This is a genomic window from Kribbella sp. CA-293567, from assembly GCF_027627575.1.
Classification (GTDB): Bacteria; Actinomycetota; Actinomycetes; order Propionibacteriales; family Kribbellaceae; genus Kribbella.
The window spans coordinates 7,294,683-7,308,000 of the sequence record NZ_CP114065.1; the positions used below are offsets into that span (position 1 = coordinate 7,294,683).

Genomic DNA, 13,318 nt, shown 5'->3' on the forward strand with positions numbered 1-13,318 from the left:
AGGTCCGCGATCAGAGCTCGACCGGGATCTCTTCCCTCGCGACGACGGCTGCCGGGGTCTTCCGACGAGCCCACGGGCGGACACCGAGGACGATCACGGCCAGGGTGAGAGCCGCGTAGACGGCTGACCCGACGAAGGCCGCGTGCACGCCGTCGGTCAGCACCTCGCGGGCGTGTTCGACCGGGTTCCTCGAGGCCGCGTCCGAGTTGCGGCTCGCCGTACCGAAGATCGTGACCAGGATGCCGAGGCCCAGGGCCCCGCCGACCTGCTGCAGGACGTTCAGCATGCCGGAGGCCGCCCCGGCATCCGCGGGCTGTACGCCGGCCAGCGCGCGCCCGGTCAGCGGGATGAAGATCATCCCGGCGCCGAACCCGAACAGGATCAGCGGCCCGACGACGCCGCCGAGGTAGCTGCTCTCCTCGGAGACCCGGGTCAGCCACAGCATCCCGGCCAGCACCAGCAGCGAACCGGTGATCATCAGCCTTCCGCCGTCGATCCGGCCTAGCAGTCGCGGCACGATCCGCGACGAGGTGAAGAGCAGACCGGTCATCGGCAGGAACGCCAGTCCTGCCTGCAACGGGCTGAAGTTCAGCACTCCCTGCAGGTACTGCGTGAGGAAGAAGAACATCCCGAACATGGTGCCGACCACCAGCAGCATGGTCGCGTACGCCGCGACCCGGTCGGTGTCGGCGAACAACCGCAGCGGAACGATCGGGTGGCTGACCCGGCGCTCGATCAGCACGAACCCGGCGAGCAGCAGGACGCCGGCCAGGAACGCGCCGCGGACCTCGTTCGACGACCAGCCGACCTCGGCGACCCGGATGAAGCCGTAGACCACCGAGGTGATGCCGAGCGTCGACGTGAGCGCACCGGCGACGTCGAACTTGCCCTTCTCGGGCGGCGTCTCGGACAGCACCTGCCGGGCCGCGAAGACCAGGCCGATACCGATCGGCACGTTGATGAAGAGCCCCCAGCGCCACGACACCCAGTCGGTCAGCATGCCGCCGACGACCAGGCCGACGCTCGCGCCGCCGGAGGAGACCAGGCTGTAGAGACCGAGAGCCTTCAAGCGCTCCGGGCCCTCGCGGAAGGTGAGCATGAGCAGGGTCAGGGCGGCGGGCGCTGCGATGGCACCACCGATGCCCTGCAGGACGCGGGCCGCCAGTAGCAGTTCGGCGTTCGGGGCGAGTCCACCGAGCAGCGAGGCGGCGGTGAAGACGCTGACGCCGGTGATGAACACCCGGCGGCGGCCGAGCAGGTCGCCGGCCCGGGCACCGAGCAGCAGCAGCCCGCCGAAGGCGAGGGCGTAGGCGTTCTGGACCCAGGACAGACTCGCCGGACTGAAGTCGAGCGCGTGCTGGATCTTGGGCATCGCGATGTTCACCACGGTGCCGTCGAGAATCACCATCAACTGGGTGATCAGGATGACTGCGAGGACGACCCCCGGCCGCCGGGCGGGCGTGCGGGTCCCGGCACCGGGCGGCGCGGCGGATGTTGCCGACATAGTGTGACTTGCTCCTTACCCCGATGGGGCTAGAGTGGAAACCAATGAAGTGGAGTGCTCCTCCGGATCACCATACGGAGGCTCCCTCCGCTTTTCAAGTGACTATCCGTGCCGTTTGCTCGGCACCTCGGACGACGAAGCGGCGGGAGGGCCGGATGACCTCGACACCACTTCCGACGACGCGGCCCGCCCGGGCCGACGCCGCCCGGAACTACGACCTACTGGTCGCGGCCGGACGGGAGGCCTTCGCCGAGCACGGCACCGACGCCTCACTGGAGGAGATCGCCCGCCGGGCCGGCGTCGGCATCGGCACGCTCTACCGGCGCTTCCCGAACCGGACCGCGCTGCTGGAGGCCGTCTACGTCGACGAGATCCAGTCGGTCTGCAACCGGGCCTACGGCTTCGCCGACGAGCTCGGCCCGTACGACGCACTGGCCGCCTGGCTGCGCAGCTTCGTCGACTACAGCGTCTCGAAGAAGAGCCTGGCCGGCGAGCTGACTGTTGCCCTTGGCAAGGACTCGGAGTTCTTCACCGCCTGCAAGACCAACGTTCGCGACGCCGGCGAGCTGCTGCTCGAAGCGGCCAAGGCGGACGGGTCGGTCCGGCCGGAGCTGCAACTGATGGACATCCTGCGACTGGTCGGCGGGATCACGATGGGCCGCGACATGTCTCGCGAGCAGGCCGGCCGGTTGCTCGAGATCGTGCTGGCCGGGCTCAGAGCCTGAGGTCCGGGACCTGAGCTCTCAGTTCAGCGCTTGATCGGCTTGACCGCGTCCAGGTACGGCGCGGTCGCGTCGGCTTCGACGTACTGCAACCGGTCCTTCGGCAGCGGCCATGGCACAGCAACCTGCGGATCGAAGAGGTTGAGCACCGTCCTCGGTGCGTCGGGAGACCAGTGGGCGGTCAGCAGGTAGGTGTAGACCGTATTGGGCTCGAGCGTGCAGAACGAGTGCCCGCACCCCTCGGGCAGGAAGATCCCCTGCCCTGGGGTGAGCTCGAAGGTCTCCAGCCGACCGAAGGCCGGGCCGTCGCGCAGATCCACGATCGCGGTGAACAGCCAGCCCGCTGCCGGGGAGATGTAACGGTCCCAGGCTTCCGCGTGAATGCCGCGGGTGATGCCGACGTCAGCGGTGTAAGCGACGTTGTTCTGCACGAAGTCGACCTCGGGGAACCCCTGGCCGACCAGTTTCGCCTGGTGGAAGCTCTCCTTGAACCAGCCCTGCGGAGTCTCGATCACCTCCAGTTCGACGTGCAGAAGGCCCGGGATGCTGGTCTGCTCGACGGTCGGCATGCCGCGCAGCCTACCGGCGTACCGCGGGGCGAGCTTGGAGTTGAGCCTGATCAGCGGCAGTCAGCCCGGCCTCCCAGCCGGCGCCGTTGGTGATCCGGGTCCGCCGGGTGACGGTGTCCGGGAAGAGCTTGGTGAACAGCTTCTCCACCTGCTCCTCCCGCCTGGACAGCACCGGCAGCAACCGCCCGGCATCCTCGGCCGGCACAGCAGCCTGCGTCGCCTCCGCGGTCGCCTGAAGCCGCTCGCCGATGCGTTGCGCGTAGGCCATCAGGAACGACTGACGGAAGGATCGGGTGCGCGACTCGCCGTACCGGCCGATGTGCTTGCCAGCGGCAAGCATCGCGCGGTTCGCCTGCACCAGCAGCGAAGTACTGAGCAACTCGGTCAGTTGCAGGTCGAGCTCCGCGCCGACGATGGTGACGACGGCGAGCTGCTCCATCGAGACGGTGCGGCACCGGTTGGCCGAGGCGACGGCTCCGACCAGCTGGGCCTTCGCGGAGACATAGGGGGTCTCCACCCAGATCCGCCGGGCACCGGAGTCGTCCGGCAGGTCGAGTCCGGGATCCGCGTCGACCAGCGCCTGGTCGAGCGAGAACTTGGCCATCAGCTCCTGCGCCTTGCCCGACAGGGCTTCCGCCTCGTCCGGGAAGTCGGTTGCCTCCGCCTTCGCCAGTAGGGCTCTGATCCGCGCGAGCATCTTGTCGTTCGGAACCGCGGAGGTCGCCGCGCGGGCTCGCACCGGTGCCCCGGGCAACGGGAAGAGCCGGGCGAGGCCAGGCAGCGACTGCAGGAAGCCCGCGACCGTGAGTGCGGTGTGCAGAGCCAGGTAGCGGCCGAGTCGCTGGTCGGCTGCCCAGGCGGTCAACCGCAGTTCGGCGTACGGCGGGGCGATGTCGAAGTCGGTCAACTGGTCCAGCCAGCGTGGGTCGATCTCCTGGTACGCACGGTGCTCGGACGCGATCACCGCCAGCAGCAACGGCTCCGTCCCCGTCTCCAGGCGCCGCCGAGCATGCTGAACCACGTCGCCCGGCGTCCAGCCGCGCTCCCACGCCGAGCGTGTCAGCCTCTCCAGGAAGGTTTGCAGGCTCCGGTCGACCTGCGGCTGATCCCGCTCGTCGTATCCACCCAGCAGCGCCAGGTATCCCTCGGCTTGCCCGTCGTCACGGGCGACGGCGGCCGCGGCCGACGGCAACAGTTCCTGAAGCTCCTGATCACTCACCCGGACGAGTCTGGCACCCGATCCACCCGGACCCCAAAGCCGCCCGAACGCCCTGTGGACAACTCACCTCAGATCGACGCGGCACCGTCGATCACCAGCACCTGACCGTTCACGTTGGTGTTCTCCAGCAACAACATCCGGACCACCGGGACGACCTCTTCCGGCTCGGTCAGGTGACCGGTCGGCGTCCGGCGGACGATCTGGTCGAGCTGGGTCTGACCGAGCACGGCCGACATCTCCGAGGCGAAGAACCCCGGGGCGACGGAGTTGACCAGCACCCGGCCACCCAGTTCGCGAGCCATCGAACGGGTCGCGGCGTCCATCCCGCCCTTCGTCGCGGAGTACGCGACCAGTCCCGGGTAGCCACGCTGCGCGCAGATCGAGGTGACGTTGACGATCCGGCCCTTCAGCCCCTTCGCGAGCATCCGGCGGAGCACGAACCGGGTCAGCAGCAGGGGCGAGGTCAGGTTGGTCTCGATGATGGCGGCCAACTGCTCGGCCGAGGTGTGCACGTGCAGCGAGTCCTGTCCGACGGCCGCGTTGTTCACCAGTCCGTCGATCGGGCCGAGTTCGGCCTCGACCTCCTTGACGAAGGCCTGGGTCGCGTTGGCATCCGTCACGTCCACTGAGCCGACGTGCAACTGCCCGGGGTACTTCGTCGCCAGCGCCGTCAGCTCGGCGGTGACGGTCCGGGCGAACGCGGCCACCTTCACGCCGGAGGCCAGCAGCTCGGTGACGATCGCCAGCCCGAGACCCCGCGAACCGCCGGAGACGAGCACCACCGAGGACGGCGGTACTGCGGTGAGGTCAGACATCGCTCTTCAACGTCTCCTTCTGCGGAATCTCGGCCAGGAACTTGATCCGCCGCGGTACGCCGTAGTCCGGCAGGCGGTTGGAGCACCACTGCACCAGGTCCTGGTCGGTGATCGGCCCGAGCGCGGGACTGGCCACCACCTCGGCGGCGACCATCCGGCCGACCAGCGGCGCCTTGCGGGCGAACACCCGCGCCCAGGCGACGCCCGGGTGAGCCATCAGCACGTTGCGGACCAGGCCCGCCGACACCTTCGAACCACCGACGTTGATCTCGTCGGTGTCGAGCCGGCCGGTGATCAGCACCCGGTCACCGGCGAACTCGACCCGGTCACCGGTCCGCACGGCGCCGTCCAACCCGGCGCCGTGGTGCGGTGAGGTGATCACCAGTTCGTCACCGTCGACGGAGATGACCGGCCGCTCGTCCTCCGGGCCGGGCTCGCGGTCCAGCCAGGCCTTGGGGAAACCGGCCTGGCCGTCGTGCACCACGATCGAGGCACCGACCTCGGAGGAGGCGTAGATCCAGGAGACCCGGGCCTTCGGGAAGATCTCCCGCAGCCGGTCGAGGATGGTCTGGTCCACCGGTTCGCCGCCGAGCGTGATCTGCTCCAGCGGCACCTCGGCCAGCGCCTCGGTGTCGCGGTAGATCGTCTGCCGCCAGAAGGTCGGCGTACCGGAGGCCGCGGTGACGCCGTGCTCGGCCGCGATGGACGGCCAGATCTCCAGCTCGGACGGCTCGATCACGACCAGGCCCTGATAGGCCTGGGTCAGCGACATCGTTACCACCTGCCACCAGGCGTAGGTGCCAGGCGAGTACGGCAGCAGCCAAGTTCGCGGTTGCTGCTGGGTGGTGACGGTGGTCAGCGACTCGAGCGTGTGGCCGATCCGGGTCGGGCGGCCGGTGGAGCCGGAGGTGAGCAGCCAGGCACGGCCGGATTCCTCTACCCGCTTGAGTTTCGCGGGCTCGACGGAGTGTTCGTCGCCCTTCGCGATGACGATCGCGAAACCGGAGTCGGCGAGCTCCTCGCGCATGCTCAGGTCGACCCGCGAGGTGGTGGCGACGAGCAACTCGGTGCCGTGCACGGCGTGGTGCCGGACGGCGGCCAGCGCGTCGGCGCCGTTGTCGACCAGCACCGCGGCCGGCGACGGCAGCTGCGGAAGCTTGTGCAAAGTGCGCCACGTCGCGGTCCTGCCGCCGGCGACGACGGTGTTGTCGTCACCGATCAGGGCGGTGGACCGGCGCCGCGTGGTCACGCCGACTGGAGCTGCTCGATGAAGTCCAGCACGTCGCCGACCTTGGCGATCTGGCGCAGCCCGGGGGCGTCGAAGTTCAGCTCGTCACCGATCTCGTCCTCGACCCGGAGGGCCAGCTCGGAGAAGTCCAGCGAGCGGAACCCGATCTCCCGCAGGTCGGCGCCGTCGTCGGCCGGCAGGGTCTTGCCCTGTGCCTCCAGCACCGCTCCCATCAGGTCCCGGATCTGCTCCCGCGTCAGCTCAGCCATGACCACAGAGCCTAGGGCATGCCCGGCGGGCCGCTGCAGTCGCGAGCAGGTGCTCGGTGCGGGCGCCGACACGGGCTACCGCACCTCGGCAGCCGGATCGGGACCGGCCTCCGGTACGGCGCCGGGCGCGGTACCGGAGAGTTTGCGGCGGACCCGCCGGACCCGGTCACGGATCTCCCAGCCGACCAGGGCGATCATCGGAGCCGCGGCGGCGAGCGCGGCGAGCAACATCTCCTCGACCGGAAATCCTGCGAGGTGCTGGGCAGGCATGACGTGACCTCCCGTGCGCTGTGTGACGGACCAGGGGGAGTTCGCCTACTCAGTGTAGGCGTGGGCCGTCGCCTGGTAAACGGCTCATACACTGTTGACCGTTTGTCAGCGATGGATGTGACAGCAGTAGTGACGTGCAGCGAACTTTTCGTCGTCCGGGGCACTCTTCCGTCTGCGTGGACGCGACCGAGAGGACCGGTATGACGAGACCAGGACGGGCGATGGGGCTTGCCTCGATGGTGAGCCTGCCCGTGCTTCCGCTCGCCTGGTTCATCGCGTTGCAGGACCACGCGCCGTGGATGCCGGCTGCCTATCTCGGCTATCTGCTGCTGGTGATCGCCGTCCCCGGCACGTTGTTCTGGCGCCGGCTGACCGGCGGCACCGGCTGGTTCACCGTCGACGTCGCCCTCGGCACGTCGTTCGGTCTGGCGGTCGAGGCGCTGATCTATCCGGTCGTCCGGTACTTCGACATCCCGCTCGCCGTTCTGGTGATGCCGGCGCTCGCGATGGGGGTCTATCGCGCGTTCCCGCAGAGCAAGCTGCCGGTGAAGCCGACGCCGTGGTGGGCGATGGCCGGCGTGATGCTGGCCGTCGGCGTGGTCGCGGCCTGGTTCGTCCGGGTCGGGTCGCAGCTGATCCCGATCGACGGTCCCGCCGCGTTGCGCTCCGACACCGACGCCTCACGCAACCTGGCGCTGGCGGCCGAGCTGACTCATCACTTCCCGCCGCAGCTCCCCTACGCCTCCGGCCGGCCGCTCACGAGCCATTTCGCCGTCTACGACCACCTTGCGTCGGCGCACTGGATCACCAGCGTCGAACTCGACGTACTGACCCAGCGGATGGCTCCTCTCGCTTTCCTTCTCCTTACTGTCCTTGGCGCGGCAGCGGTCGGTGTGGTGCTCACCGGACGAGCGGTGGCGGCCCCGATCGCCGCTGGGCTCACTGTGGCCGCAGGTGAGCTTGCTGCCTGGCCGTGGGCCGTCGATGCCAGGCTCTTCAACGACAGCCCGTTCTCGCTGGGTCAGCTGACCAACCCGTCGCAGGCGTTTTCCACTGTGCTGATGCTGCCGCTGATAGCCGTGACGCCCATGCTGCTACGCCGCAAGCCGACACAGACGCGTGCGCACGTCATCGGCATGCTGGTGGCGGCGACTGTGCTCATCGCGGCCATCTCTGCGACCAAGGCCTCCGCACTCCCCGTGTACGCCGCCGGACTGGCCGCCGCTTGGGTCTACCTGACAGTGCAGGCCCGTCGGCTCAACCTGCGAGCGCTGGTGCTCGGGGTGGGAATCGCGGCCTGCTACGCCTTCACCTTCTTCGTCGTACTGCGGCGCTCGCCGTCCGGTATCGAGTTCAAGCCCGGCAAGACGTTCCGGCACCTGATGGATGTGATGACCCCGCTGCACACCACCGCCGCGGTGCTGGTGATCGCGAGCATCGTGGTGATCGGCTGGTTGATGCCCGCGGTCGGCGCCCTGCTGATCAAGCGGCGCTTGCCACGCGATCCGATGGTTCTGTTCCTGCTGGTGGGTCTGATGGCGTCGGTGATCGCAGCCGGTCTGCTGTACGACGCCGGCCAGACACAGGTGTTCTTCGTCCGTACCGGCTTCGTCTACGGCGTTCTGCTCGCCACCTGGGGCCTGGGGTCGCTCGACCGAAAGCAGTACTACGTCGCCGCCGCGGGGTTGCTGATCGGCGCCGCCGCGATCTACTGGGGCCGCTACCGGTCCGAAGAGTCGTGCACGACTGCGAACTGTTTCGCTCAGCCGATCGTGGTCGCGCTGGTCATCGCTGTCATCGGAGCCGGTGCGCTGGGGCTGTTGCTGCGGCTGAAGCGGCGGATGTGGGCAGTGGTGGCCGTCGCGGTCGCGCTGGGGTTGACGGTGTCGCCGACGATGGCGTCGCTGAAGGAGTTCGCCGCGCCTCCGCTGACGGCGTACGAGTCGATTGCTCCGGGCGGGATCGAGGGAGCCCGCTTCATCCGGCGCAACTCGGGGCCGAACGATCTGATCGCCACGAACATCCACTGCCGGCGGGCGGATGCCGATCGCTGCTTCACCGGCTCGTACTGGATCGCCGGGTACGCCGAGCGGCGGGTGCTGGTGGAAGGCTGGGCCTACAACCAGCGCGTCGACGACAGCTATGCGGGCGACGAGAAGGTCCAGGGCACCTACTGGGACCTGGAGCGGCGCCGGCTGAACGACCAGGCGTTCACCGAGCCGACGCGAGAGCTGCTGGAGACGCTGCGGACGCGGTACGGCGTCCAGTGGTTGCTGGCCGACGAGCGAGTCGGCACGCCCCCGGACGCACTGGAGAAGCTGGCACCGCTGCGCTTCCACTACGGGACGGTCCGCATCTACCAGGTCGGCCCGCCGCCGTCAGCCACCCCGTTCCCGCCACAGAACCCCTGCCCGACCGAAACCCCCGGCGGATCCCCAAGCCCGGGCTTCCCATCGCAGACCCCAGGCGGTTTCCCAACCCAGACCCCGGGCTTCCCATCGCAGACCCCGGGCGGAAACCCGAGCCAGACACCGGGCGGTTTCCCCACGCAAACCCCGGGCGCACTGCCGAGCCAGACACCTGGCGGTCTCCCGACCCAATCCCCCGGCGGGGTTCCCAGCCAGAACCCGGGAGCGTCCCAGTCCCCTGGTTCGTCGCAGACCCCGGGCGGTTTCCAGAGCAAAACCCCAGGCGGCTTCTCAGCCCAACCCCCGGCCGGAGGCGCGCCGCTGGCTCCGGAGGCACCCACGGAGACTCCCGGCGCACTGCCGAGCCAGACGCCGTCACCGACGACCAGCCCCTGCACGCCGCCAACACCCAGCGGTACGCCGTCCCAGACACCGGGCGGCTTCCCGAGCCAAACTCCCGGCGGCCTGCCCACTCAGACGCCTGGCGGTCTCCCGTCCTCCCAGACGCCTGGTGGGTCGCCGTCACCCAGCTTCACGCCTCAGCCGTAGCCTCAGCGATCACTCAGGGCTGATCGATCAGCGGGTCTCGCAAGGCAGGCCACCGCTGGTGAAGCTGCCGTCCGAGTTGTGCCGCCACACCTGCGCGCAGACCTTCGTCCCACGGGCCGGGTAGCGCTCCCAGGTCTTGCGGCGGACGTCGCCGGCCCGCCAGGTGTACGGACCGTCGGTGTCGTGCACTCCCGGGTAGAACATGTCCATGTGGTAGGTCCCGGTCACACACCCCGACTGGTGCTGGGTGACCGGCCGCCCGCTGCCGTCGAAGGTGATGAAGACACACCCGTTCGATCCCGCCGAGGCCGTCGTCGTCATCGTCAGCGCGGAAGCCGCCATCACCGCGCCGGCCACGGCCACGCGCACAACATTCCTCTTGCTCATCTGTCGATACCCCTTCGTTTCGTTGGTCAACTCGCACCAAGAAACTACGGATCGTCACCGACGAGAGCCCAACAGTTTGAGTCTCGTCAAAGCAACACAACTGCGATCCAGTCGCAGATCCGCCGCAACATCCAGCTGCAGTCCCTCACCCGAGGGTAGGGAGGGGGAGGCTCTGGTTGGCGGCTCGATCGAGAGCTGTGACGGAGTACAGGTAGTGGCGCCCTTGGACTGCCGTGGTGTCGACGAAGCTGGTGCCGCGCAGCGTCGTGAGGAGGTTGCGGGCGTCGTTGTCGGCGCACCAGTCACCAGCCGCCAGGTCACGCCGATAGATCGCGTACGACGTCGTGTCGCGCGAGGTCGGCTTCCACTGCAGCTTCACGCCGGCACTCGTCCGCGAAGCCCGCAGCGCGTGGACCGGCAGCGGTGCACGCGAGTCGAGCGACGGCATCGCCGGGATGAGCGCGGGGCGGGTGTACCAGGTGCTGTTGAGCAGACTCGTGGCGCCGAGCCGATCCGCGCGGACGTCCTTGGCGGAGAAGTAGATGTCGCCCTTGACCTCAGGAACCGTGGTGTTGAAGGCCAGATGGTCGCTCAGCTCGGCCGGGTCGGACCAGTCCGGGGACTGCGTCGACGTACCGACCTTGTACGTCGCCTGCCCGATGTACAGATGCACGCGAGTACCGCGCACCTGCTCGGCCCACCACGGCACGATCTTGTTGTAGTCGGCCGGAGCGAACCCGCCGGCCCAGTAGACCTGCGGCACGATGTAGTCGATCCACTCCTCCCGCACCCACCGCCGGGTGTCGGCAGCGAGATCGTCGTACGTCTGCACGCCTGCGGTCGTGTCCGAGCCGAGGGGATCGGTCGCCTTGTTCCGCCAGACGGCGAACGGCGAGATGCCGAACTTCACCCACGGCTTGACCGCCTTGATCCGCTGCTGCAGCTCCTGGATCAGCAGGTCGATGTTGTTGCGCCGCCACGCGGCCACGGTCGGGAAGCCGTCGCCGTACTGCGCGTAGGTGGCCGCGTCGTCGAACACCTGCCCCGCGACCGGATACGGATAGAAGTAGTCGTCGAAGTGCACCCCGTCGAGGTCGTAGTTCGCGACGGCGTCCATGATCGCGTCCTCGACCAGCTTGCGGGCCGCGGGGATCCCCGGGTTGTAGTAGAGCTTGCCGCCGTATGTGACCACCCAGTCCGGATGGAGCCGGGCCGGATGCGTCGGCACCAGCGCGTTGAGGTTGGTGCCCATCGACAGCCGGTAGGGGTTGAACCAGCCGTGCAGCTCGAGGTTGCGCTTGTGCGCCTCGGCGACGGCGAAGGCCAGCGGGTCGTAGCCCGGGTCGCCGCCCTGCGTGCCGGTCAGGTACTGCGACCACGGCTCGACCTTCGACGGCCAGAAGGCGTCGGCGGTCGGGCGGATCTGCAGGATGACCGCGTTGTGGCGCTGGCGAACGGCATCCTCGAACCAGCCGATCAGCTCGGCCTTCTGCTGTTCGGCGGTCAGCCCGGTCCGGGACGGCCAGTCGATGTTGACCACCGAGGACACCCAGGCGGCCCGGAACTGGCGCAGCGGGGTGTCGGCGGCCGGCGTACAGGCCGAGGTCGTCGTGGGCTCCACGGCACCAGCTGTACCAGTGAAGGCGCCGATCAGCAGACAGGCCGACGCGGTGAGCAGGCCTGCGATCCGCCAGGGTTTCATGTCACTCTCCGACTGATTCCGTGGTTGAAGTCGAAAAATAGTTACACAGTTGGGCCCGGCACAGAAGAGGTCGGTACGGTTGGGCCATGCTGCGCCAGGCGACGGACGACGACGTCGACACCATCCGGGCCCTGCGCAACCAGCAGGCCAACCGCGACGTCAGCATCACCACCCACGAGATCTCCGCCGACGAGCATGCCGGCTGGTGGGCCAGGACCGCGGTCGATCCGGCCCGGCGGGTGCTGATCTACGAACGCGACGGCCGCACCGCCGGAGTGGTGAACTTCTTCGATCTCGAGCCGGCCTCGTCGCCGGCCACCGGCGCCTGGGGTTTCTTCCTCGACGCCGACGGGCTGGCCGGGACCGGCGAGACGCTGCCCGCGTGGATCGAGGTGATGAAGGAGGCCACCGGCTACGCCTTCGACACCCTCGGCCTCGACGAGCTGACCGGTGAGGTGCTCGAGCACAACACCGTCGTACGGCAGATGAACCGGCGCTTCCGCTTCACCGAGGGCGAGCCGGAGCTCCGGTCCGCCGGCGGGCGCGAGGTCACCGTGCTGCCGATCAAGCTGGCCAGGGCAGACCGCCGTCAACCGAAGGAGCAGAGATGAGCGCCACCCGGACCATCGATTTCGGGGGCGTCCCGATCGGCCCGGAGCACCGGCCGCTGGTGATCGCGGAGATGTCGGGCAACCACAACGGTGACTTCGAGCGGGCCAAGGAGATCGTCCGGGCGATGGGCGACACCGGCGTCCAGGCGCTGAAGCTGCAGGCCTACACGGCCGACACGATGACGCTCGACGTCGACCTGCCCGCGTTCCGGCTGCCGGGTGACCACAAGCTGTGGGCCGATCGGCACCTGCACGAGCTGTACGAAGAGGCGCACACGCCGTGGTCCTGGTTCGAGCCGCTGTTCGAGCTGGCGAACTCGCTCGGCATGGTCGCCTTCGCGTCGCCGTTCGACCAGACCGCGATCGATCTGCTGGAGAAGCTGAACGTCCCGGCCTACAAGGTCGCCTCGAACGAGATCGGCGACCTGCCCTTGGTCCGCGCCATGGCCGCGACCGGCAAGCCGGTGATCATCTCCACCGGATCGGCGACGCTGACCGATATCGACGCTGCTGTCCGGGCCGCTCGCTCCACCGGCAACGAGCAGCTCGTCGTCCTCTCCTGTACGGCGAGCTACCCGGCCCCCGCCGACCAGTCGAACCTCCGCGGCATCCCGGTCCTGCGCGACGCGCTCGGCGTACAGGTCGGCCTGTCCGACCACACGATGGGCATCGGCGCCTCGATCGCGGCCGTCGCCCTCGGCGCGACGGTGATCGAGAAGCACGTCACCCTGTCCCGCTCCGACGGCGGCGTCGACTCCGCCTTCTCCCTCGAGCCGCCCGAGGTCCGGGCCCTGGTCGAAGGCACCACCATCGCCCACGAGGCCCTCGGTGAGCCGACCATCGGCCCGAAACAGGCCGAGCAGAACGTACTGCGCTTCCGCCGCTCCCTCTACGTCACCCGCGACGTGCAGGCCGGCGAGCTCGTCTCCCCCGACAACGTCCGCTCGGTCCGCCCCGCCGGCGGACTCCAGCCGGACGCCTACTCCACAGTCGAGGGCCGCCCGTTCCGCACCGACGTACCGGCCGGAACCGCCCTGACCTGGGACTTGCTCTGACCAGCTACCT

The 13,318-nt window shown here is 68.9% G+C and carries 13 protein-coding genes; 4 read left to right on the plus strand and 9 right to left on the minus strand.

Going from position 1 to position 13,318, the window contains the following annotated elements; genetic code table 11:
* Positions 1-10: 10 nt before the first annotated feature.
* A complete protein-coding gene (locus tag OX958_RS33835; protein WP_270134398.1) occupies positions 11-1,504 on the minus strand; it encodes an MFS transporter in 1,494 nt (497 codons plus the stop codon).
* A 155-nt stretch (positions 1,505-1,659) separates the two neighbouring features.
* Between OX958_RS33835 and OX958_RS33840 the strand changes: the two genes are divergently transcribed.
* Complete coding sequence (locus OX958_RS33840) at positions 1,660-2,229, plus strand: TetR/AcrR family transcriptional regulator (RefSeq protein ID WP_270134399.1); 570 nt, start codon at positions 1,660-1,662, stop codon at positions 2,227-2,229.
* Between the two features lie 23 nt (positions 2,230-2,252).
* On the opposite strand, the gene OX958_RS33845 is transcribed toward OX958_RS33840, so the two are convergent.
* The 6 genes from OX958_RS33845 to OX958_RS33870 form a co-directional block, all read right to left on the minus strand.
* Positions 2,253-2,795 (minus strand): dTDP-4-dehydrorhamnose 3,5-epimerase family protein, encoded by a 543-nt coding sequence (locus tag OX958_RS33845; protein ID WP_270134400.1) that lies wholly within the window; start codon positions 2,793-2,795, stop codon positions 2,253-2,255.
* 10 nt (positions 2,796-2,805) lie between these two features.
* Positions 2,806-4,014: a DUF2786 domain-containing protein gene (locus OX958_RS33850; RefSeq protein ID WP_270134402.1), complete on the minus strand. Its 1,209-nt coding sequence runs from the start codon at positions 4,012-4,014 to the stop codon at positions 2,806-2,808.
* Between the two features lie 68 nt (positions 4,015-4,082).
* A complete protein-coding gene (locus OX958_RS33855; RefSeq protein WP_270134404.1) occupies positions 4,083-4,829 on the minus strand; it encodes an SDR family NAD(P)-dependent oxidoreductase in 747 nt (248 codons plus the stop codon).
* Positions 4,822-6,078, minus strand: coding sequence for an AMP-binding protein (locus OX958_RS33860; RefSeq protein ID WP_270134406.1), 1,257 nt, complete (start codon positions 6,076-6,078; stop codon positions 4,822-4,824). Before OX958_RS33860 ends, OX958_RS33855 begins: the two co-directional genes overlap by 8 nt.
* Positions 6,075-6,326 (minus strand): acyl carrier protein, encoded by a 252-nt coding sequence (locus tag OX958_RS33865; protein ID WP_270134407.1) that lies wholly within the window; start codon positions 6,324-6,326, stop codon positions 6,075-6,077. Before OX958_RS33865 ends, OX958_RS33860 begins: the two co-directional genes overlap by 4 nt.
* Before the next feature lie 75 nt (positions 6,327-6,401).
* Positions 6,402-6,596, minus strand: a complete 195-nt coding sequence (locus OX958_RS33870) for a hypothetical protein (RefSeq protein WP_270134408.1) — start codon at positions 6,594-6,596, stop codon at positions 6,402-6,404.
* Positions 6,597-6,796: 200 nt separating this feature from the next.
* Between OX958_RS33870 and OX958_RS33875 the strand changes: the two genes are divergently transcribed.
* Positions 6,797-9,553 carry a hypothetical protein gene (locus OX958_RS33875; RefSeq protein WP_270134409.1) on the plus strand — a complete coding sequence of 919 codons (2,757 nt, stop codon included), beginning with the start codon at positions 6,797-6,799 and terminating at the stop codon, positions 9,551-9,553.
* A 27-nt stretch (positions 9,554-9,580) separates the two neighbouring features.
* On the opposite strand, the gene OX958_RS33880 is transcribed toward OX958_RS33875, so the two are convergent.
* Together OX958_RS33880 and OX958_RS33885 are read right to left on the minus strand one after the other, a co-directional pair.
* On the minus strand, positions 9,581-9,940 hold the full coding sequence (locus OX958_RS33880; protein ID WP_270134410.1) for a hypothetical protein: 360 nt from the start codon (positions 9,938-9,940) through the stop codon (positions 9,581-9,583).
* A gap of 145 nt (positions 9,941-10,085) precedes the next feature.
* The gene (locus tag OX958_RS33885) at positions 10,086-11,642 is read right to left on the minus strand and encodes a glycoside hydrolase family 10 protein (protein WP_270134411.1); all 1,557 of its coding nucleotides are present in this window, start codon (positions 11,640-11,642) and stop codon (positions 10,086-10,088) included.
* 86 nt (positions 11,643-11,728) lie between these two features.
* On the opposite strand from OX958_RS33885, the gene OX958_RS33890 reads away from it, so the two are divergent.
* Together OX958_RS33890 and pseI are read left to right on the plus strand one after the other, a co-directional pair.
* A complete protein-coding gene (locus tag OX958_RS33890; RefSeq protein WP_270134413.1) occupies positions 11,729-12,253 on the plus strand; it encodes a GNAT family N-acetyltransferase in 525 nt (174 codons plus the stop codon).
* A complete protein-coding gene (pseI, locus tag OX958_RS33895) occupies positions 12,250-13,308 on the plus strand; it encodes a pseudaminic acid synthase (RefSeq protein ID WP_270134414.1) in 1,059 nt (352 codons plus the stop codon). The genes OX958_RS33890 and pseI overlap by 4 nt, the downstream gene beginning before the upstream one ends.
* The last annotated feature ends 10 nt before the right edge of the window (positions 13,309-13,318 follow it).